This is a genomic window from Nitrobacter winogradskyi Nb-255, from assembly GCF_000012725.1.
In the GTDB taxonomy this organism is placed as follows: domain Bacteria; phylum Pseudomonadota; class Alphaproteobacteria; order Rhizobiales; family Xanthobacteraceae; genus Nitrobacter; species Nitrobacter winogradskyi.
The window spans coordinates 3,133,725-3,154,098 of sequence record NC_007406.1 but is presented as its reverse complement, the minus strand read 5'-3'; the positions used below and the strand labels follow the sequence as shown (position 1 = coordinate 3,154,098).

General features: G+C 61.1%; 18 protein-coding genes. 7 read left to right on the top strand and 11 right to left on the bottom strand.

Going from position 1 to position 20,374, the window contains the following annotated elements:
• Positions 1–179 precede the first annotated feature (179 nt).
• The 3 genes from NWI_RS15140 to NWI_RS15130 form a co-directional block, all read right to left on the bottom strand.
• Positions 180–644 (bottom strand): DUF2231 domain-containing protein, encoded by a 465-nt coding sequence (locus NWI_RS15140; RefSeq protein WP_011316095.1) that lies wholly within the window; start codon positions 642–644, stop codon positions 180–182.
• Between the two features lie 317 nt (positions 645–961).
• A complete protein-coding gene (locus tag NWI_RS15135; RefSeq protein ID WP_011316094.1) occupies positions 962–2,332 on the bottom strand; it encodes a sensor histidine kinase in 1,371 nt (456 codons plus the stop codon).
• A 289-nt stretch (positions 2,333–2,621) separates the two neighbouring features.
• The gene (locus NWI_RS15130) at positions 2,622–3,296 is read right to left on the bottom strand and encodes a response regulator transcription factor (protein WP_011316093.1); all 675 of its coding nucleotides are present in this window, start codon (positions 3,294–3,296) and stop codon (positions 2,622–2,624) included.
• A 327-nt stretch (positions 3,297–3,623) separates the two neighbouring features.
• Between NWI_RS15130 and NWI_RS15125 the strand changes: the two genes are divergently transcribed.
• Genes NWI_RS15125 through NWI_RS15115 form a run of 3 tightly spaced genes read left to right on the top strand, consistent with a single transcriptional unit; the run spans position 3,624 to position 9,660 of the window.
• Positions 3,624–4,880, top strand: a complete 1,257-nt coding sequence (locus NWI_RS15125; RefSeq protein WP_011316092.1) for an efflux RND transporter periplasmic adaptor subunit — start codon at positions 3,624–3,626, stop codon at positions 4,878–4,880.
• An 18-nt stretch (positions 4,881–4,898) separates the two neighbouring features.
• Positions 4,899–8,051 (top strand): efflux RND transporter permease subunit, encoded by a 3,153-nt coding sequence (locus tag NWI_RS15120; protein WP_011316091.1) that lies wholly within the window; start codon positions 4,899–4,901, stop codon positions 8,049–8,051.
• A gap of 40 nt (positions 8,052–8,091) precedes the next feature.
• The gene (locus tag NWI_RS15115) at positions 8,092–9,660 is read left to right on the top strand and encodes an efflux transporter outer membrane subunit (protein ID WP_011316090.1); all 1,569 of its coding nucleotides are present in this window, start codon (positions 8,092–8,094) and stop codon (positions 9,658–9,660) included.
• 259 nt (positions 9,661–9,919) lie between these two features.
• On the opposite strand, the gene NWI_RS17200 is transcribed toward NWI_RS15115, so the two are convergent.
• Positions 9,920–10,246, bottom strand: coding sequence for a hypothetical protein (locus NWI_RS17200; RefSeq protein WP_148203884.1), 327 nt, complete (start codon positions 10,244–10,246; stop codon positions 9,920–9,922).
• Between the two features lie 201 nt (positions 10,247–10,447).
• On the opposite strand from NWI_RS17200, the gene NWI_RS18060 reads away from it, so the two are divergent.
• Positions 10,448–10,726 (top strand): hypothetical protein, encoded by a 279-nt coding sequence (locus NWI_RS18060; protein ID WP_187147991.1) that lies wholly within the window; start codon positions 10,448–10,450, stop codon positions 10,724–10,726.
• Between the two features lie 63 nt (positions 10,727–10,789).
• Here NWI_RS18060 and NWI_RS18055 read toward each other — a convergent pair whose 3' ends face one another.
• Positions 10,790–11,089, bottom strand: coding sequence for an ArsR/SmtB family transcription factor (locus tag NWI_RS18055; protein ID WP_041345183.1), 300 nt, complete (start codon positions 11,087–11,089; stop codon positions 10,790–10,792).
• A 301-nt stretch (positions 11,090–11,390) separates the two neighbouring features.
• Here NWI_RS18055 and NWI_RS15100 point away from each other — a divergent pair, with 301 nt between their 5' ends.
• Complete coding sequence (locus NWI_RS15100) at positions 11,391–12,035, top strand: DUF1007 family protein (protein ID WP_011316086.1); 645 nt, start codon at positions 11,391–11,393, stop codon at positions 12,033–12,035.
• 24 nt (positions 12,036–12,059) lie between these two features.
• A complete protein-coding gene (locus tag NWI_RS15095) occupies positions 12,060–13,205 on the top strand; it encodes a nickel/cobalt transporter (protein ID WP_011316085.1) in 1,146 nt (381 codons plus the stop codon).
• A gap of 280 nt (positions 13,206–13,485) precedes the next feature.
• On the opposite strand, the gene NWI_RS15090 is transcribed toward NWI_RS15095, so the two are convergent.
• The 6 genes from NWI_RS15090 to NWI_RS15065 form a co-directional block, all read right to left on the bottom strand.
• Entirely contained in the window at positions 13,486–14,013 is a 528-nt protein-coding gene (locus NWI_RS15090; protein WP_011316084.1) for a TlpA family protein disulfide reductase, read from the bottom strand.
• A complete protein-coding gene (locus tag NWI_RS15085) occupies positions 14,010–15,218 on the bottom strand; it encodes a sialidase family protein (protein WP_011316083.1) in 1,209 nt (402 codons plus the stop codon). The genes NWI_RS15090 and NWI_RS15085 overlap by 4 nt, the downstream gene beginning before the upstream one ends.
• Positions 15,219–15,235: 17 nt before the next feature.
• Entirely contained in the window at positions 15,236–17,611 is a 2,376-nt protein-coding gene (locus NWI_RS15080; protein WP_011316082.1) for a TonB-dependent receptor family protein, read from the bottom strand.
• 109 nt (positions 17,612–17,720) lie between these two features.
• Entirely contained in the window at positions 17,721–18,092 is a 372-nt protein-coding gene (locus NWI_RS15075; protein WP_011316081.1) for a DUF2946 domain-containing protein, read from the bottom strand.
• 312 nt (positions 18,093–18,404) lie between these two features.
• Complete coding sequence (locus tag NWI_RS15070) at positions 18,405–18,845, bottom strand: four-helix bundle copper-binding protein (RefSeq protein ID WP_011316080.1); 441 nt, start codon at positions 18,843–18,845, stop codon at positions 18,405–18,407.
• The gene (locus NWI_RS15065; RefSeq protein WP_011316079.1) at positions 18,832–19,815 is read right to left on the bottom strand and encodes an IS481 family transposase; all 984 of its coding nucleotides are present in this window, start codon (positions 19,813–19,815) and stop codon (positions 18,832–18,834) included. The genes NWI_RS15070 and NWI_RS15065 overlap by 14 nt, the downstream gene beginning before the upstream one ends.
• Positions 19,816–19,931: 116 nt before the next feature.
• Between NWI_RS15065 and NWI_RS16515 the strand changes: the two genes are divergently transcribed.
• Positions 19,932–20,330 carry a copper-binding protein gene (locus NWI_RS16515; protein ID WP_011316078.1) on the top strand — a complete coding sequence of 133 codons (399 nt, stop codon included), beginning with the start codon at positions 19,932–19,934 and terminating at the stop codon, positions 20,328–20,330.
• Positions 20,331–20,374: the final 44 nt, after the last annotated feature.

The window sequence follows — 20,374 nt, the reverse complement described above, 5'->3', positions numbered from 1 at the left end:
CGCGCAACGCGGCGTCTGATCTTCTCCGCCGCGATCTCGGCTTGCTCAACCGTCTGGAAGAGGAGGATTTGATCTGGAGTTCGGACCTTGCGATCGCGCCGACCTCTATGCTTTGCGCGCCTCGGCTACGAAGGCCGGCTCCATGGGTGAGCTGCCCGCAGCTCACCCATCAAGACACATCAGTCGCGTTCATCGCGGGGATCGGCGACCCCGACCCGATGACGGAAAACCATTTCGCCACCCTTCCAGCCGGCAATCGCCAGCACGAAGACCACGATGCCCGAAAGGACCACGCCGGAGGGCACCACCGCGGAGGTCCCCTGTTCAAATCGCATGTACCAGTTATAGAGCGCGATCAGCAGCGCTATGGCATTGCCAATGGCGTGAACCCGGGTGTCCGACAGGTTGCGCACCCGGCCATCGCCGAACACATCGACGAGGCCTGTCCCGGCTGCGAGCGCCGCCGTAACGAGACCTATGCCGAGCAGCCAGAAAGAGGCTGTCGCCCAGAATTCATTGGATGTCGCGTAGAAGGTCAGATCTGACGCGAAGGCCAGGACGAAACAGGCGATGGGAAATGTGATCACCATTGGATGGATGGGATGGCCTGCGACTTGCGCCGTGGAACGTGGATTTGTCGCCATAGGGAAACCCTTGCTTTGCCGGGTAGAGCCTTCCGCTTCGGACAGGAAACGGAACCGTGGCTCTCGGATGTTGATTTGACGCGCCGTTGACACGAACAGGGCCATTTCATCCGGCCTAGGCCGGAGACCTGCATCACGCGAAACACTACAGCCCAACAATCTCGCGACGAGGCCGTTCGTTCCTTTCGTGGCGAGAGGATAGAGGATAAAGGCGGGTCAGGGAGTGTTCCAGGCGAGCCGCAGCGCCGCCGCTCCGATAAAGGCGGGTCAGGGAGTGTTCCAGGCGAGCCGCAGCGCCGCCGCTCCGATGAATCCGATCAAGGCGTCCCCTGATCACGCCGGAACCGCATGGTGAACCTGGCGCCGCGGCCGGGAGCATCGTCGACGGCGATGCTTCCCTGGTGTGCTTCCACAATTTTCTCGACGATCGATAATCCCAGGCCCGCGCCTCCGGTGGTGCGCGGGGATCGCCGCCAGAATCGCTGGAAAACCAGCTTGCGGTCCGCGACCGGCACGCCATCGCCATTGTCGATGACGCTGATCGAGCCATCCGCGCTGATGACGATCTGGATCGTAGTATCCTCGGGCGTGTGGTGAAGAGCGTTTTCAACGAGATTTCGCGTTGCGCGGCGGATCATCTCCGCGTTTCCTTTGACGAGAACGGACTCCTCGGAGCACATCAATTCGATGCTTTTCCCCTGCTTCAGCGCCAACGGCGCGATGAACTCCGCGACTTCCACGCAAACCCCGTGAATGTCCGCGACGGCATCCGGATCGACCACCGCCGTCTCAAGCTCCGTCGCGTCGAGCAACTGGCTGACAACGCGGCTCATGTTTTCGACGTCACGCGCCAGATCGTGGATCGAATCATTAAGGGGAAGCGTCTCAATTCTCGTGCGAAGGATGGCGAGCGGCGTGCGCAGTTCATGCGCCGCGTCGGCGGCAAACTCGCGCTGGGCAAGAAAGCCATGCTCCAGCCGATCGAGGGCCTGATTGACGGCTTCCACGAGCGGCAGGATTTCGGAAGGCATGTCGTCGGTCGGCAGGCGGACATCGAGACGCGTGGGACTGATATCTCTCGCCCGGCCGGACGCGCGGTGCAACGGCCTGATCGCCAGCAGGAAAATGACGATGTCGGCGGCAAGCAGGAGAAGAAGAACCGGCACGACGATCCAGACGACCCGCCGGAGGAAGTTGGTCAGGACATCATCGACGACGACATCGCTGTGCGAAAGATCTTCCGCAACCTGTATCCAGACGGGATGGCCGTCGATAACCCTGCGCGCGCTGGCGCCGGCGATCGTTCTGGCTCCGCCCTCGGTCCGCGTATTGTGCGGGACGATGCCCTTCGCGCTGGAGTCGATGGCAAAGAGGGGTGTCTTGTCGGGACTCGATGCAAGGATCACCGAGCCCGCGTCGTCGATGATCGCATAGCTGTAGCGGCCATAGGCTTCGAGATATTGCTCGCGTGTGCCGTCAGGAAGGTTCAGCGACCATCCTCCGGCCGATGAAGGTTTCAGATGGCGCGCAAACAGCTCGATCTGGGTCGCCATCTTGTCCAGCTGGAGTTCGGCGACGTCGGACGCCAGCGACCAGTGCAGGATTGACCGCAATACAAGCGCCGCGACGATGATCGCGACAACATGAAGAACCACAATGCGCGACAGGATCGATCTTCGCAGCGGCATCCAGCGTCCCGATTCCGAAGTTCGCTTACCCTTGCAGCAACCTTTGATGCGAACTTCGAAATCAAAGGGAGACCGGCAACTTTATAGTCCATAGCGCTTTCGAGCGAAGCATGTCCTCGGGCTTGTCCCGAGGATGGAATCCAGTTCTCGGCAAGAAAACCCTTCAAACCAAAAAGCCAGAATCTTTCACCGCTTCCGTGACGCGGTGAAAGATTCTGGTGTGCTTTAGCTTCGGAAGTTCGCCTGGCAGAATCGCTGGAGGCTGAAAGCGAACCTCTGAACCGCCACGCTAGTCGCTCTCCATCATCACATAGCCCACGCCGCGAATAGTGCTGATCTTGACCTTTGCGCCAATGTCGAGGAGCTGCTTGCGCAGGCGATGGACATAAACCTCGACGGCATTGGAGGCGACATCTCCGGTGAGGCCGAAGATCTGATCTTCGAGAAGTTTCTTGGAAACGACGTTACCCTTGCGGCGCAAAAGCAGTTCAAGCACCGCGATCTCCCGGGCGGTGAGGTTCTGAGGCTTCATGTCGACAAAAGCCTGCCGGCCCTCACTGTCGAAGGTCACGTTGGCAAGCCGCAATGAGCTGCCGAGCAACTGCCCCGGCCGTCTGAGCAGCGCTTCGAGCCGCGCCACCAGTTCGTCAAAGGAAAAGGGTTTGACAAGATAGTCGTCCGCTCCGCTTCGCAGGCCGCTGACCCGATCCTCCACGCCGCCGCGCGCCGTGAGGACGAGGATGGGGAGGGGATCCTTGCGATGCCGCAGTTCCCGCAGGATCGAAAGCCCGTCGCCATCGGGCAGGCCGAGATCCAGGATCAATGCCGCATAACGCGTCGTTCCCAGGGCGCTGGCGGCGTCGGCAAGATTGGTGAGGAGATCGATCTGGTACCCGGCCGCCCGCAGTCCCTTTGCCAGAAGATCGGCCAGTTCTTCACTGTCCTCGACGATCAAGACTCTCATGGATGCGATAACTCTCCAACTCTCGCGCCGGTCCGCGTGAATAAAAGCGTTAAATCAATACCATAGAGCATTGCCTCTGATGATATCAGAAGCAAAGGGGCTCGAGCTGAAAGCTGAATGTAAGGGGACTGTCATAACGGTGTTTGTAAGGCTGCCGTAAGATGCAGCTTCTATAATGGAGGCGGTTCACCGGGTAAGCAGCCCTCGTTCGCCCCGGGAACACGCGCTCGGACAGGTAAGGCCTTAGGCCAGCATTTGAATTATCAATTTTGACGGGATGGGCTTGTTCTGACAACCGGCGGGGCAAGGGAATATGGATAAGGGATCATGCGTGGTCTGGCGTCACTCCGGCGAGTGCGGGAAATCCCGCGGATTGCCATCGGCCTTGCGAGCGCATTGGTCCTTGTCGGGACGGCCGCTGTCGTCCTGAACATCGATCGCGGCAGCGCCGCCAGAAATCCGACGCTGGACAGTGAAATCAAGCAGCCTGACGGAAAGCTGCGGTTGACGTCATCGCAATGGGGCACCGTGACGGTGCAGCCGGTCGAGCAGCACGCGTTCCGCTCCGAGTTTCGTACCGAGGGAAAGATCGCGATCGATCAGAACCTGTCGACTCGCATCTTCGCGCCCTATGCGGGCCGGGTGACGCAATTGATGGTCGCATCCGGCGATCAGGTTCAGAAAGGCCAGCTTCTCTTTGTGATCGCGGCGGCCGATTCCCTGGACGCCCAGAGGGATTTCGTGGTCGCCCTGACGACCCGGAACAAGGCGGTTTCCCAGGTCAACCTCGCGCAGATCGTCGAGCGGAGGATGTCGAGCCTGGCCAAGGACAAGGCGGCGTCGCAGAGAGAATGGCAGGAAGCCCAGACCAATCTCACCGCCGCGGAAAACGATTCCCGTTCAGCGGAAATCGCACTTCAGGCCGCGCGCAACCGGTTGCGGCTCGTCGGGAAAACCGATGCGGAAATTGACGCGTTCGAGAAGACGGGGGCGCTGACGCCCGACGCCCCGGTCTACGCGCCGCTGGCCGGCACCGTTCTGCATCGCAAGGTCGGGATCGGACAGTATGTCAGCGCCGGAGCCGGCGATAGCGATCCGGCGCTCCTGATCGGAGACACGTCGAAAGTCTGGATCGTGGCCTATGTCCGCGAGACCGATGTCGCCAAGGTGAAGATCGGTGAGCGGCTGACGTTCAAGGTCCTGGCGCAGCCTGACCGGGTGTTCGAGACCCGGATCGACTACGTCGCGCCGGGAATAGACCCGGACAATCGGCGGCTTCTGGTCCGCGCCAGCGTCGATAACGCGGATGGACTGCTCAAACCCGAGATGTTTGCGAGTGTCACGATCGTCGCCAGCGAGGGAGCGCCAATGCCGGCGATCCCTCTTGAGTCGGTCATCTATGAAGGAAGCAATGCGCATGTCTGGATCGTCGGCGACGATCAAAGCGTGGAATTGCGTCAGATCACGTTGGGTCAATCAGACGGACGGCTGATCCAGGTGTTGGACGGGCTCCATCCGGGCGAGAAGATCGTCACCCGCGGCAGTCTGTTCATCGACCGGATGACAGTTGCCAAACAGACCTGACCGGTACGATAGCTTGCCATGATCAATCCGATCGTCGCGTTTGCATTGCGGCAGCGCGTTCTGGTGCTGGTCCTCTTCATGATGACCATGGCCGGCGGGATTGCCGCGTTCAGGGTCCTGAATATCGAGGCCTACCCCGATCCCGTTCCGCCGATGGTGGACGTGATCACGCAAAGCGCCGGACTCTCCGCCGAGGAGATCGAACGCTACATCACGATTCCGATCGAAACCCAGCTTTCCGGCGTGCCGAACCTCCGGGTGATGAGAACCATCTCTCTTTACGGCCTGTCGGACGTCAAACTGCAATTCACCTATGCCTATACCTATGATGAGGCGCTGCAGCAGGTTCTGAACCGCCTGTCGCAGCTCTCCGGACTGCCGGATGGCGCGCAGCCCACCATCAGTCCCGTCAGCCCCGTCGGCGAGGTCTATCGCTACCGGCTTGTCGGCCCGCCCGGCTTTAGCGTGCTCGATCTGAAAACCCTACAGGATTGGCTGCTGCAGCGGCGGTTTCGCGCGGTGCCGGGCATCGTGGATGTCATCGGCTGGGGCGGCAAGACCAAGACCTTCGAACTGCAGGTCGATCTCGACAAGCTTGTCGCCCACAGGCTGACGCTGACGCAATTGCTGCAGACGCTGCGCAGCAGCAACCTGAATGTCGGCGGAAACATCGTCAATCTCGGCACGCAGTCGGCGGTCGTGCGTGGTGTCGGGTTGATACGCTCGAGCGATGACATCAACAACACCATGCTGACGCAGGCCGGCGGCAATCCTGTCCTGGTCCGGGACGTTGGCACGGTCATCATCGGGCATCAGCCCCGCCTCGGTATTGCCGGCCAGGACAACGACGACGATATCGTTCAGGGCATCGTCCTGATGCGCCGCGGTCAGCAAAGCAGTCCGACCATCGAGCGGGTGAAGGCTGAAGTCGAGCGTATCAATACGTCCGGGATTCTGCCTCCCGGCGTGCGGATCGAACGAATTTACGATCGTCAGGATCTCATCGACACCACGACGCATACCGTCCTGCACAACATGACGGTCGGCATCCTGCTGATTTTCGCGTTGCAGTGGGTGTTCCTGGGGAATCTTCGCAGCGCGTTGATCGTGGGCGCGACAATTCCGTTCGCATTGTTCTTCGCCATCGGAATCATGGTTCTGCGCGGCGAATCCGCCAACCTGCTATCGGTCGGGGCGATCGATTTCGGTCTGATCGTCGACGCCACCGTGATCATGGTCGAGCGAATATTCCGGGAGCTCGGGCATGGCGGCGAGAGGACGTTCCCCGAGGACGACAACGCGGCCGGATTGAGCGGAAAGCTGCTCGCCATTTATGCCGCGGGCGCGGGCGTCAACCGCTCGATCCTGTTCGCGACCGGCATCATCATCGCGGGGTTCATACCGCTTTTCACCATGAGCGGCGTCGAAGGGCACATCTTTGGCCCCATGGCCAAGACCTATGCCTACGCCATCGCGGGGGGCTTGCTGGCGACTTTTACCGTCACCCCGGCGCTCAGCGCGCTTCTGTTGCCCGAGCATGTTCAGGAGACCGAAACATGGCTGGTGCGCACGCTGCACCGTTTCTACAGTCCGGTCCTGCGGATCGCTGTCGCGAATAAAAGGTCCACGGTCGCCGTGACGCTGGCGGTGTTCGTGCTGGCGGGAATCGCGATGCGATTTCTGGGACTGGAGTTCCTTCCCAAGCTGGAGGAGGGCAATCTGTGGATACGCGCCACCATGCCGGCAACGATCTCCCTTCAGGAGGGGAATGGCTACGCCAACCGGATGCGCAGGCTGATCCGCAGCTTTCCCGAGGTGGATACGGTCGTGACGCAGCATGGCCGCCCCGACGACGGCACGGACGCCGCCGGCTTTTTCAATGTCGAGTTTTTCACTCCGCTGAAACCGGTCGGTCAGTGGCGCCATGGCGTGGACAAGGAAACGTTGACTGAAGAAATTCAGGCGCGGCTCAAGATGGAGTTTCCGGGGATCCAGTTCAATTTCTCGCAGTATCTGCAGGACAACGTGGCCGAGCAGGTGTCGGGCGTCAAAGGCGAGAACTCGATCAAGGTGTTCGGCAATGATTTGCAGGAACTGACCGACACGGCCGAAGAGATCAAGGCGGTGCTCGAGAAGGTTCCGGGTGTGACGGACCTCGGCGTCTTCACCTCGCTGGGCCAGCCGACGATTCAGATCAGCATCGATCGTGAGCGCGCCGCGCGCTACGGACTGTCGCCGGGCGATATCAATTCGATGATCCGGACGGCCGTCGGCGGAGAGGCCGCGGGCGACCTCTACGAGCATGGAAGCGATCGCCATTTTCCGATCGTGGTGCGGCTGGCTCCGCAGTATCGCCAGAGCGCGGAGGCGATCAGCAAGCTGACGATCGGCGTATCCGGGGCCAAGGGAATAACGCAGATCCCGTTGAGCGAGGTCGCGCAGATCCGGCTCGTCACCGGTCCCTCCTATATCTACCGGGAACAGCAGCAGCGTTACCTGCCGATCAAGTTCAGCGTGCGTGATCGCGATCTCGGCAGCACCATCAAGGAAGCCGAACAGCGAATTGCGCAGGACGTGAAATTGCCTGCCGGCACTCAACTGCAATGGGTGGGAGAATTCCGCAATCTGCAGGAAGCGATTGGTCGCCTGCAGATTGTCGTGCCGTTCAGCCTTGGCATCATCGGGTTGCTGCTATGGATCAACTTCACCTCCATACGTGATACGTTGCTGGCGTTGAGCGTCATTCCGATGGCGGTGATCGGTGGCGTCTTCGCGCTGTTCGTCACGGGCATTCCTTTCAGCGTCTCGGCCGCCATCGGCTTTATCGCGCTGTTCGGTATTTCGGTGATGAACGGGATCCTGATCCTGTCGCAATACAACCAGTTCATCGAGTCGGGCATGAAGCGGATAGATGCGATCATAAGAGCAGGAGAGGTTCAAATGCGTCCTGTCCTGATGACATGCGTGATTGCGGGTATCGGCCTGCTGCCCGCCGCCGTTTCGACCGGAATCGGATCGCAGGTGCAAAAGCCGCTGGCTGTCGTCGTGGTCGGCGGAATGATGGTGGCTCCGGTGGTGATCCTCGTCGCGTTGCCGGCGCTCATCGCGTTGTTTTCTCGTCGAAGAACGGTAGTGGCCGCGCCCGAAGCGGCGTGCAAACCGGCGGAATAGAAGGTCGGTTCGCGAGCCGAGGTTGTTGAAGAGGCATTTCGTGCGGTCAAGTCGACAGAATGGATCGGGATTTCCTTCACCGGGAACAGCGGGGAAGCTGGCGTTTTCCTGCACGCGATGTTTCATCGTGGCGTTCCTGGCTGCCGCGTCGCCTGTGCTTTCAGGCTGCGCGGTGGGACCTGACTTCAAACCTCCGGCGCCCCCGGACACCGTCAAATACTTGTCCGATCGCGCCGGGGATCGCGTGCCCGGACATTCGATCGTGCGCGCTGGGGAGGTTCCTCCCCAATGGTGGGAGCTGTTCCGCTCGCCCGCGCTGAACCGCCTTGTGGAGGATGGTATCGCCCACAATGCGGATCTCGCCGCCGCGGAGGCCGCGGTCAGGGTGGCGCAGGCCAACGCGCTGGCCCAGCGCGGGGCGCTGTTTCCCAGCGTCATGGGAAACTTCGAATCCTCACGGCAACAGGTGCCGGTCGATCTTCAATCGCCGCTCGAGTCGAATGCTCACCTTCTGAGCCTGCACACCGGTCAGGTCACCGTGTCTTACCTTGCCGATGTGTGGGGAGGGACGCGCCGTCTGGTCGAGTCCGCGAATTCGCAGGCGAGGATGCGCGCGTTCCAGCGCGAGGGGGTCTATCTGACATTGGCCAGCAACATCGCGCTTGCGGCGATCGAGGAAGGCCGGCTGCGGGGACATATCGCGGCGACCCGCCGTGTCCTCGGTTTGCAGGGCGAGGTTTTGAGGTTGCTGCGGCGGCAGCAGGAGCAGGGGCAGATCGCCCAGACCGACGTCGCGGCGCAGGAGACCGCGGTGGCGCAAACCCGGCTGCTGTTGCCGGATCTCGAAAAGAAGCTCGCGCAACAGCGTCATCTGTTGTCGTTCCTGACCGGGCGTCTGGCGAGCGACGACCCTAAAGAAAGGTTCGATCTCGGGTCATTTCGAATGCCCCGTCGTCTGCCGCTCACTCTTCCGGCCGATCTCGTAAGGCAGCGCCCGGATATTCAGGCCGCCGAAGCGGACTTTCAGTCGGACAATGCGATGATCGGAATAGCGATCGCCAATCGCCTCCCGCAGATCACCCTGACGGCAAGCGGTGGAGCGGCGGCTGCCCAGTTTACGCAACTGGCCAATCCGGCCGCGGGGCTCGGGATCATCGCCGGCAATGCGGCGCAGACCATTTTTGACGCGGGGAGGCTGGAAAACCGGCAGCGCGCCGCGGAGGCGGAAGCCGAACAGTCGCTCGCTCAGTATCGCAGCGTCGTCCTCGCGGCTTTTCAAAACGTCGCGGACGTCTTGCGAGCCCTTCAGGCGGGCACGCGCGCGATCAGTGCGGCGACGGGCGCGGAACGATCGGCGACGGAGAGCATCACGCTCGTACGCAAACAGGTCGATCAGGGGCAGATCAGCGTGCCGCTTCTGCTTGCCGCGCAGGAGGCTTATCTGGAGACCTCTCTCGCGCGTCTCGATGCGCAGGCCGCGCAACTGGCGAATACCGCCGCGTTGTTTCAGGCGCTCGGCGGCGGGTGGTGGAACAGAGACGATCGCAAGCAGGCCGCGATCAAAGTCGTACCCGAAGTGAACGAGGCTGGCCTTGTCCTTAGAGCATGATCCGATCAAGTTGAATCGGACCATGCTCTAGAAATGGCTGTCTGGTCGCATTTTCTTCGCCGGAAAATGCTCTAGGGCCGGCTCAGGTTCGTTACGGCCTATAGCGTTTTCGAGCGAAGCGGTCGTGGCTTCGCGTGAAGAGCGCGCGTCAGAACACCAATCCGGAGCCCCGTTTCTGGTTCGACCGGAAGCGGAAAGGCCGTTCGTTTCGTCCACTCCGCAGCCAGAGCGGCGCGCCTCATCCATTGGCGCCTTTTGCTTAACGATAGCCCCGTCCCCGACATGGCCAGTCCCGACCATGCACAAGGCCAAGACCCAGATCATTCGCCAGCCAGAAGGGGATCGTCGCCTCTTGAGCTCCATATCGTATCACCGGCACCACCGGTCCGCCGCATGGATCCACCCGATCGTCCTCGGGACGATACTGGTATCGCGGAACGATATAGGAGTCCCAGTAGGGTTGCGGGGTTGGAGGCGTGACGATGATGACCCGCCTGGGCTTCGCATGGACGGGAGCAATGAACGCTCCCGAACAACACAGCGCCAGGGCCGAGCCAAGAGCGAACGCGACGGTCAGTATCCTCATGCCTCTGCTCCCTGCCGGCCGGCCTTCAGTCCGCCAAGCATAGGGCTTTGGCATCATTTGGCAATGACGGGAAAGCCGTTTCCTAAGGTCAAAAAACGGAACGCGGCCCGACGCTCGAGGTCGAATGCCGCGCCCTGGAGAACTCGCTTTTCCCGCCGTCAGGACTGACGGCTCCTAGCTAGCGACGACCTCGATCGCTCCGTGGTCATCGCAATGATCACCATGAGGATGATGAAGCCGGCCGTTCACGAGATAGTCGACGTGATCGCCGTGGGGAACGGCCTGATGTCCGCAATCGGGACCATGAACATGGCCGGCGTCGTGGCCCACATGACCAAACTCCGGCGTGCAACGGTCGGGATTCTCGGCGCTGACGTCGATGGCGTGCTCCTCGACGGCGTCGCCGGCCTGGTGGTGCAGATGGCCGTCATGCAGGTAGTCGACATGATCGCCGTGTTTGATCCCGACGTGGCCGCATGAAGGCCCGTGCTTGTGCGGATGATCAGCATGAGTCGTCATGTACTTTCCTTTCCTGGCTGGGGTTTAGTGGCCTTCGCAAGCGTGCTCGATCGCATTGTCCACGAGGTTGAGCACGTGCGTGTCGGCTAACGAATAAAGGACGCTCTGGCCCTTGCGCCGCCGTTTGACGAGATGCGCCGTCAGCAGGACCTTCAAACGGGCGGACATCGTAGTGACCTTCTCCTGTTCGATCTCGGCGAGTTCTCCGACGCTCAGCTCGCGTTTTGATAACCGCAAGAGGATGCCGAGCCGGTGTGGGTCAGCCAGCGCCTTGAGCATTTCGGCGGCCAACTCAAGCTGATGCCATTGAGGATCGGAAACCATCTCACCAGAAAATCCAATATTCCAATGAACTATAGAATATCGGATTGTGTTCGTCAAGCCGCCGGGCATGAGAACCTGCCGGATCGGCCGCGCGAAGTCGGTCGTGGATTTGCGACCGGAGAGTCGCGGCGGCTTCGCTGTCGGATCTTTCCCGCGAGTGATCCGGATTGCGCGAGCCGTCGTCGCCGTGCTGGCGCACGAGTTGCGATCGCACGGAGCCTGGTCGTCGACGGCGCGGATCCTTTCCGATTCCGATCGCCGCCGCTATTCCGCCGCACTTGTCCTTATCGCTCTCAGGATCATGAGCCGGATCCGGTCGATCATTTGTCTTGCGCTTCTTTTCCTTGCGGGCACGCTGATGTCCGCCAGTGCTCATCCGCATGTCTGGGTCACCATCCGCAGCGAAATTCTCTACACACCGGACGGTGTGATGAGCGGAATCCGTCACGCATGGACGTTCGACGATATGTTCTCCGCCTATGCCTTGCAGGGCATCCATCATGCGACAAAGGGACAATATACGCGCGAGGAACTGAACGCCCTCGCGGAGGTGAACGTGACATCTCTCAAGGAGAATGACTATTTCACCTACGCGAAGGCTGACGGGAAGAAAGCGACGTTTTCCGATCCCGTTGATTACTGGCTTGAATACAAGGATTCGGCCTTGATCCTGCACTTTACGCTGCCGCTGAAGACGCCTGTTGCCGCCAAGGCGATGCTGATCGAGGTGTATGATCCGACGATCTTCGTCGATTTCGGGCTCGCGAAGGATCAGCCTGTCGCTTTGGCCGGAGCGCCCGCAAGCTGCCAGCTGATCGTCGATAGCCCTCGCACGCCGACCGCCGACGAGCAGCTTCGGATGAGCCAGCTCGATCAAAACCCGCTCGATTCCCTTGATACTTTCGGACAGGGTTTTTCCAACAAGATCCGCATCAAGTGTCCATGACGACATGTGACCGAGAAGTATTTAATGGCTGATGGTCACGGACATCAGTGCCCGTATGCGGCGAAGGTGGCGATCTTTACCTGCGCGCTGCTGCTCGTTGCCGGCCTGATGGATGCTGCACTCGCGCAAAGCCTGTCGTTAGGCTCCCGGCAGCCGGCGGCGGCGTCTTCGTCCGCGGGTTTCTTCGGCTGGATCTTCAGTCAGCAGGCCGCAATCTACCGCTCGCTTTCCGCTCTTGTCCGTGCCAGCAAGACCGATGGCTCCGCAATATGGGGTCTGCTCGGCTTTTCGTTTCTCTACGGCGTTTTCCACGCCGCCGGTCCTGGCCATGGCAAGGCCGTGATCTCCTCCTATCTCGTCGCGAACAATGAGACCTGGAAGCGTGGCGTGACGCTTTCGTTCGCGTCCGCGATGCTTCAGGCGATGGTCGCGATTGCGATCGTCGCCATCGGGGCGATCGTTCTTGAAGTGACCGCAAAGGCCATGGGCGACACGGTTCGCGTGATCGAGATCTTCAGCTATGGTCTGGTTGTCTTGATCGGCGCTCGCTTGCTCTGGGTGAAAGGACGCAGCTTCCTGCGATCCTGTCGCGAGATCAGGCGTGCAAGAAGCCTTGGCGCCGCGGCCGTCGCTGCTGAGCATCGCGTTCCCGATCTTTCAAAACCCGCGGTCGATTGTGGTTGCCGTCATCATGATGGACAACGCCATGGTCATCTCCGGCATGATCATTCCGCTCACAAGGACTGCGATCCCGCTTGCGATCATGATCACGCATCCGGATGCGGGCACGCTCATGGTCCGGAACCGGAGGACCTCGCGGGCCCTGGCGGCTGGAGAAGGGGTTTTGCGGCCGTTCTGGCCGTGGGCGCGCGACCCTGCTCGGGTGCGATCATCATCCTGGTCTTCGCATTGTCTCAGGATATGTTCTGGACCGGAATAGGTTCGGCCCTGATGATGGGAGCGGGCACGGCGATCACGATCGCTGCGATTGCGACGCTTGCTGTCTGCGCACGCAATCTCGCCGGTCGTATGACGGACGCTCGACCGGGCAGGGGAGCGCTTGTTATGAAGGGCATCGAGGTTGGCGCCGCGGCGATGGTCATCGTCGTCGGCTTGTTCCTGCTGACGGGCTTTATGGCAAGCGAGCAGCTCTGGATGTTCAACGCGTAATCAGCGACGCTTGGAGCCCCGTTCGATTGATCAGGAACGCTACACCGGGCGGCGCGACTTGCGCATGGGGGGGGGCGCGCAACGGCTTCATGTTTCTCGGGGTGCGTCGCTCGCGGATCTCCTGGTTCAGTGTTCGAATCTTATAGCGTTTTCGAGCGAAGTGGATACCGGTTCGTGTGAAGAAAACGCGTTAAAACAAGAAGGGCAGCACCGCCGCACGTCTTTCGCTGCGAAGATCACGGATTCAAATGTCGGGGAAGAACTCCCGACAGGCTCGCCATCAATTATGCGTTCGACGCGTGCTTTCCGAGTCTGCCTCGACCGCCTGGCTCGCGAACCATTCCCTCACCTTGGCAAGTTCGACGATGCCTTCAATGGTTGTGATCTTTCCGTCGCGCGCGATCAGCATCGTGCGCGGGATGTCACCCTGCCAGGCGGGATCGATCTCATAGCGCAGCCGTTCGACGAAACTGTCGCTGAAGGTCCAGTTCTCGGTCGACGATAGTCCGGCCTTCCGCAGCATCGATAGCGCCGCCTCGCGCGCGTTCGGAACGAGATCGGCATTGACCGTCACGACATCGACGCCGGGATTGTCCTTGACGAACTTTCCGAGAAGCGGCAGTTCGACCTTGCAAGGGCCGCAGGTAACCCCCCAGAAGTTGACCATCATCGGACGGCCTGCGTGTGCGTGGAGGATGGTTTGCCAGCTTCCGCGCTGAAACGCGCGCAATTCATCGTGCGCCGCAAGACGTTGTGGAAGAACGGCGCCGGCAAGCACGAACGCGAAGAGTAACAAGGGATGTTTCATGGCGCGCTATCGATCTGCGTGATGTGATAGCCGTCAGCTTTCGTCATCCATGACAGGAAGACCTCCGATCCATTCCCCACAAGCAGAGGATGATCCGACGCGTCCGTCGTCGCGGCGATGTCTCGCGGTTGCGACCAGCTTTTTCCATCATCGCCGGACCTTATCAGCTTCACGGTGGTTTTCTCGCCGTCGAATTCTTTCCAGACGATCGTGGTGCCCGAGCCGCTCGTCAATACGTAGGGGCGTGACGCGTTCCGGTCGGGCCTGCCGATCGCCATGGGCTCGGAGAAGGTCTGTCCGCCGTCGGTCGAGCGCGCATGGAACAAACCTTTTCGAGCTTCGCCGCTGGTGAACCAGACCGCGTGATAGGTTCCCTCCGGCGAGATGGCGAGGCTTGGCCCCTGATGCGGGCACGCGTCGGTCTTCCAGCCGTCGTGGCTGACGCGGTGGATTTCCCCCGGCGCAGCCGAATCCCCGAAGGTGACGATCGCGTGATCCCGAACGCCGCCGGGGAAGATATTGCGAAACAGAACGGCGGGCTGGCGAGAGCCTGCGAACGCGACGGCGATCCGGCAGCACTCGCAGGTGTTGTCTTTCACAAGCCGGGTTTCGGAATAGGTGCCGCCGCCGTCCTTCGACCAGGAAAAAAACAGCGCTGCTCCGTTATAGCTCTGATTGCCCGCGCTTGCGCGCGCGCGGTTGCGCTTGTCGATCCAGGCCGCGAAGACCGAACCGTCGCTGTCCAGCGCGAGTTGCACGAAGCGTTGGCTTTCAGTGCCCGGTGTAATGGGTTCCGGTTTACTGAAGCGGCGGCCTTCATCGACGGAGCGCGTGTACAGCACCTCGCCGTTGAAGTTCTTGTCGCGGAAAATCGAAAAGGCGATGGCGATCCGGTTTTGCCGGTCAACGATCATGCTGGGGCGGGCATCGGGTCCCCAATCGAGCTTGAGCGCTTGATCAAACACCGCGACGGGTGCTGAAAAGGTCTTTCCGTGATCCCCGGAGCGCGCCACCGAAATGCGCCCGCCCGCCATCCACGCCAGCCACAAGGTTCCGTCAGGCGCGAATGCCGGCGTGACCTTGGTCGCGCAGCGCAGCTCGGTCGTATCGCAGGCGGCCTCTGAGGCGTGGTGGTGACTCATCTGCGCGTTCGCAGCGCCTTGCAGGAAGAGCGCAATCGCTGCTGCTGCTGCCGTTCTGATCATGGTCAGGCTTCCCTTTGCTATCGAAACGCAAGCCTCATTCCTGCGATGAACATGCGTGGCTGCCCGGCATAGATCGACCCGCCGGTGTTGGCCAGAACGCTGGCGGGGTTTTGAAGGCCCGCGGCGGTGACGGTATTGGCGATGTTGTTGGCGGACGCCACGAATGTCTTGTCGAAGACGTTCCTCACTTCGAAATAAAGATGGAACGACTTTAGATACTCCGATTGCAGGGGCGTGTCGTAGTGCACATTGAGATTGACGAGTTCGTAGCCGGGCGCTTTCAGCAGGTTGGCGTTGTCCATATAGAACGTGTCCTTCCATTGAAGCTCGACGAACGCGCCAACCCCTTGCAGGGCGCCCGAGAGCTGGTCGTAGGAAAGCCGCGCCGTCAGTTCGTTCGGCGAGATGCCGGGAATTTTGTTGCCCGCCCGATCGAAGCTGAAGGTGGCGCCGTTGTTGATGTTCTCGGTGTAGCTCGTGTAGATCTGGTCGAGATAGGTGTAGGCGGCGGTCACACGCCAGCTTGGTAGGAAGCGCCATTGCGCCAATAGTTCGACGCCCCGGTGCTCGGATTTCGGGGCATTGAACGTATAGCTCGCATTCGGCGCGCCGAGGGGGGCCGCCTGTGTGACCAGTTCGTCGCGGAAGAACTCGTAGAATCCTGTCGCGCTGATCCTGAGTGTCGGATCCGGCGTCCAGTCGAAGCCGAGATCGTAACCGAGATTCCTTTGCGGATTGAGCTGCGTGTTGTTGCCGTTCTGGCCGTTCGGCAGCACGAACAGGTTGCCGACCTGTGGCGTCCCGTAACCGGTCGCGACCCGCGCGCGGAAGAGCCAGTCCTTGTCGGCGCGGTATTGCAGCGCGAACTCCGGCGCGGTGTTCTGGAGCTGGCGATCCACGCTGTTGATCGTCGTGGCCGGGATTCCGGTTGGGCCCGCGTAGCTATAGGCGGTATTGACGCCCTTGAGATGCGTCGTCTCCCATCCGATGCCGGCGATCGCGGACCATGATTCATTGATCTGGATTTCTCCGCGCGCGCGCGCGCCGTAATTGGTGTGCATGCCCGTGAGATTTGACACCAGCCAGCCGCGCGAGGCGTTGCCGCCCGGCATCACGCGATACGTGTCGCCGGACCAGCTGAGGGTGTTGTAGAACACGCCGAGATAGCCGGTGGCGTCCATCCCGAAGATCTGACCTCGCCTGACGATGTCGCTCATGAGGTTATAGGACGGATAGTCGCCGATCGCGCCCGTGGCGCCGGTCGGCTGGCTGATGTTGCGGTCGTCGAACACGAACTGGTTGCGCCAGGTGGTCTGGTTGTCGAAATCATGCTCCCAGCGGCCGCCGACGATCGTCCGGCGATCGGTGCGGCCAAAGCCGGCCTGCTCGGCCGTTGTAGGAGTGGTTCCGGCGGCTGGGTTGAAGCCGTTATTGAACAGGCTGACAGTGCCGCAGCCGGGAGCGGCCGTCGCGGCCGTTGCGCAGCCGCGCTGGAAGGGATTGGCGTCGAATTGATTGAGCGAGGATCGGATCGCGAGACGCGCGTCGAGCGTATTGTTGATCAGCTTGAAGGTGAGGCGATCGTCCGGCGTCGCCTGCAGCGTTCCGAGGAAATTCACGGTCTGGGTGTTGAACCAGGTGTTACCCGTGTAGCCGTCGCTGCGGGTGTCGCTTGCGAACAGCGAGGCTTCGAAGTTTCCGGTTTTCTGGCCGACGGTCAGATAGTTGTTGAAGTATCCATAGCTTCCCGCATCGGAACCGTATTCGAAGCCGTTGATCTCCGCGCCGCGGCGGGTCCTGAAGTTCAGCGCGCCGCCGGTCGCGTAGTTGCCGTAAAGCGCGGACGACGGACCCCGGATCACGTCGATGGCCCCGTAGGCATGAGGATCGATCAGGTCGCTGCGGGACAGTCCGTCTGGCTGGGTGACCGGGAAGCCATCGTCGAAGATCACCAGATTGCGGATGCCGAAGCCGTTGCGCGCGTTCGATCCGCGGATCGAGATGCCGAAGTCGCGCGGGCCGTTCCCCTGCTTGACGGAGATGCCGGGACTGTCACGCAGCACGTCGGCCACGGAGAATGACGGCCTGTTGTCAAACTGATCGCGGCCGATGGTGGTCTGGGGCTGTCCGATCGGCGCCCGGTGAAGGGTCGCGAGCAGCGACTCCGTAGGCGCCGGCGACGGCATCACCGCCACGGCCGGCTGCGGCCGCAAGGATCTCGGAGCGCCGCGCTGGACGACCGCTCTCTTCTTGCGCGGGCTGGGCTGGGCCTGGCGCGGGGCGTCGACCGTGATGGCTGGCAGTGTCGAGGCCGCCGTCTGCGCCGCGGCCCCGTCGCAAACAGCGAATAACGCGAGCGCGCCGGCGCTCGAAAGGAGGCAAGAACGAAACATGGCATATTCCTGATGCGGGCGATCGCCCAAGGCATTCAATCAAACAAGGCATTCAATCAAACGCGCCTCGCCGCAGCGATGCAGTCGCGGTGATCGCAGATTTGGTCAATCAGGAAATGGAAGGGGGCGCGCGCGCCTGCGCGTTGGCGTCAACGGGGAAAGGCGGCGGCCCGAAGACCGCGCCGCGCCAGATGACGGTGCTCGCGTCACGCTCGATCCCGACCGCGAAGGCTTGCGGATCGGCGGGCGGAGTTGCAGCCTGAATGACGCAACACAACGCACAGGCGCCGCCGTGCATCTGCTGCGGATCGTTCTCACGGTCCTGCGGAGAACTCGGGTCGGACGCGTGCGAGCATATCGCGCCCACCAGCGGATCGGCCGTGGCCGGGTTGAACGCCAGACAGGCGGCTACGGGTGCGAATATCTGCACCAGCATCGCAAACATGACGATCGGAAGAAATCTTCCCAGCCGCCGGCGCATGATCCCTTAGCCTTTCGCGCAGGGAACTACCATGGCGGGGTTGGTTTGTCGAGAAGATGCCCCGGCCGGTTCGGGCTCCGTTATGTCTGGCTACCGCGTTTTCACCGTAGAGCATTTTCCGGCGAAGTGGATACCGGTTCGCCGCAAGAAAATGCGACCAGACAATAATCTCTAGAGCATGGTCCGATTCAACTTGAACGGATCATGCTCTAGCGTTCTCAAATAGCCCATGCTGGCGTGAACGCCCGGGTTCTACCGCCAGTCTCGTCGCTGCGCTATGGGGTCTTCCCTGAGCGGGCGGCCGGGGCCGTCTTATGCCGCCACCTTACGGCATTCTTCGGCGCAGGTCTTGCACGCATCGCCGCACGACTTGCACTCCGCCACATCCGGGAATTTCTCGCATTCCTTCTGGCAATCCGTGCACATCTGCGCGACGACCTTGCCCAGGGCCGGAACGTGGTGCGAGTTGACCGCCGCCAGTGTTCGCAACGCCGTGCAGCCGGCAATCACCTGATAGGTCGCGTTCGTGCAGCCGGCCATGCTTACGTCTTTCATGCTTAACATGCCGAGACAATGCCGCATGCAGGCGTCGCCTGCCGAGATGCAATGAGCGATGGCTTCTTCCAGAGCCTTGTATTTTGCCGGGTGCATCGATTCGCCGGTGGCGGCGTCCGCCGTGACGGCGAAGGCTTGAGCCGCCGAGACGACGGCTGCCGCGGTTCCGATGGCGGTCACGAATTCACGACGATGCATTACTTTCTCCTGGGATTGAACTGATGTTCAGTCCCGGCATTTGATGGATTGGATCGATGATGAATCGATCGGGCTCTGAAGTCCATCGTTTGCAGATGAACTCGTAGGGTGTGAGGCCTTTGAGCGTCTTCAGCCTTCGACCGAAGTTGTATGCCTTGATGAAGTCCTGAAGGTGCCGGCGCAGTTGGTCATGATTGTCGTAGTGGAAGCGCTTGACGGTGGCGTCCTTGATGGTGCGGTTCATCCGTTCCACCTGTCCGTTGGTCCAGGGATGGTTGATCCTGGTGAGCCTGTGCTCGATGCCGTTCTCGTCGCAGACGCGATCGAAGATGTGGTGGAACGCATATTTGTGACGGGCGTGGTTGGTGAACTGGATGCCGTTGTCCGTCAGCACCGTGTGGATGGCATAGGGAACTGCCACGATGAGGTTGCGCAGGAACTGAGCCGCGACCATCTTGCCCGCCTCTTGGTGGAGCTCGGCGTAGGCGAACTTCGAAGTGCGGTCGATGGCCACGAACAGGCGCAGCTTGCCCTCAGCCGTCTGCACCTCGGCGATGTCGATGTGGAAGTAGCCGATCGGGTAGCTCCTGAACGTCTTCCTGATCGGCTTGTCGCCTTCGACCTCCGGGAGCCGGCTGATGCCGTGACGGTGCAGGCAGCGATGCAATGAAGACCGCGACAGGTGCGGGATCGTTGGCTGAAGCGCGTAGAGGCAATCATCGAGCGGCAACAGGGTATGCTTGCGGAAGGCGACGATGATCGCCTCCTCCTCGGATGAGAGCACCGTCGAGCGCGGATCTTTCGGTCCCGTCGGAAGGTCGGCCACCGAGGTCCGCTTCTTCCATTTTGCGACGGTCTTCTGGTTGATCCCGTAGCGTTTCGACAGCGCTCTCAGGCTCTCTTCACTATTTTGTATTGCTCGACGGATTGCCTCTGTCGTCGTGGCGCTCCCGTGAAGAACCTGTCCCATAGCGCATCCTTCCATTCTCCGGAAAATAATGCACCATCAAATGCCGGGATCAAACAGCTAGTATGGTTCGGTGCGCGCAATGCGGAAGATTCGTGCCGGCCAATTCGGGACATGCCATGAGATATCGTATTTTCGTATGGACCATCGCCGCCACGGCGGTAATCCTCGACTTCGGCAAGGCTCACGCTTTCTCCTCCGGGGACGGCGCGGCCGCCCGAGCGCGGGGCACGGAGTTTCTGCTGGTCCAGGTTCACAAAGCCAAAAACGAAACCCGGGACCGGTCTGATGCCTTGTTTCAAGCGGTCGGCTTTGTGACGGCCATCAATCCGGCGACAGGATCTCTGACGATCAATCACGAAGAGATCGTGGGCCTGATGCCGCCGATGGAAATGGTGTTTCAGGTCGAGCCGCCCACGTTGAGCGAGGGTGTCAAGCCGGGCGACAAGGTCGAGTTTCGCATCGATGGCAAGACATATAGAGTTCGAGAGCTCAAGGTGATCGAACAATCCGAATGAGTTCGATCTCGATCAATCGCCCTCGCCGCCGACAGCCTCGATGT

Excerpts from the sequence above, each read along its gene's own strand:
- NWI_RS15140 (WP_011316095.1), bottom strand. The coding sequence starts at position 644 with ATGGCGACAAATCCACGTTCCACGGCGCAAGTCGCAGGCCATCCCATC.
- NWI_RS15135 (WP_011316094.1), bottom strand. The coding sequence starts at position 2,332 with ATGCCGCTGCGAAGATCGATCCTGTCGCGCATTGTGGTTCTTCATGTT.
- NWI_RS15130 (WP_011316093.1), bottom strand. The coding sequence starts at position 3,296 with ATGAGAGTCTTGATCGTCGAGGACAGTGAAGAACTGGCCGATCTTCTG.
- NWI_RS15125 (WP_011316092.1), top strand. The coding sequence starts at position 3,624 with ATGCGTGGTCTGGCGTCACTCCGGCGAGTGCGGGAAATCCCGCGGATT.
- NWI_RS15120 (WP_011316091.1), top strand. The coding sequence starts at position 4,899 with ATGATCAATCCGATCGTCGCGTTTGCATTGCGGCAGCGCGTTCTGGTG.
- NWI_RS17200 (WP_148203884.1), bottom strand. The coding sequence starts at position 10,246 with ATGAGGATACTGACCGTCGCGTTCGCTCTTGGCTCGGCCCTGGCGCTG.
- NWI_RS18055 (WP_041345183.1), bottom strand. The coding sequence starts at position 11,089 with ATGGTTTCCGATCCTCAATGGCATCAGCTTGAGTTGGCCGCCGAAATG.
- NWI_RS15100 (WP_011316086.1), top strand. The coding sequence starts at position 11,391 with ATGAGCCGGATCCGGTCGATCATTTGTCTTGCGCTTCTTTTCCTTGCG.
- NWI_RS15095 (WP_011316085.1), top strand. The coding sequence starts at position 12,060 with ATGGCTGATGGTCACGGACATCAGTGCCCGTATGCGGCGAAGGTGGCG.
- NWI_RS15090 (WP_011316084.1), bottom strand. The coding sequence starts at position 14,013 with ATGAAACATCCCTTGTTACTCTTCGCGTTCGTGCTTGCCGGCGCCGTT.
- NWI_RS15085 (WP_011316083.1), bottom strand. The coding sequence starts at position 15,218 with ATGATCAGAACGGCAGCAGCAGCAGCGATTGCGCTCTTCCTGCAAGGC.
- NWI_RS15080 (WP_011316082.1), bottom strand. The coding sequence starts at position 17,611 with ATGTTTCGTTCTTGCCTCCTTTCGAGCGCCGGCGCGCTCGCGTTATTC.
- NWI_RS15075 (WP_011316081.1), bottom strand. The coding sequence starts at position 18,092 with ATGCGCCGGCGGCTGGGAAGATTTCTTCCGATCGTCATGTTTGCGATG.
- NWI_RS15070 (WP_011316080.1), bottom strand. The coding sequence starts at position 18,845 with ATGCATCGTCGTGAATTCGTGACCGCCATCGGAACCGCGGCAGCCGTC.
- NWI_RS15065 (WP_011316079.1), bottom strand. The coding sequence starts at position 19,815 with ATGGGACAGGTTCTTCACGGGAGCGCCACGACGACAGAGGCAATCCGT.
- NWI_RS16515 (WP_011316078.1), top strand. The coding sequence starts at position 19,932 with ATGAGATATCGTATTTTCGTATGGACCATCGCCGCCACGGCGGTAATC.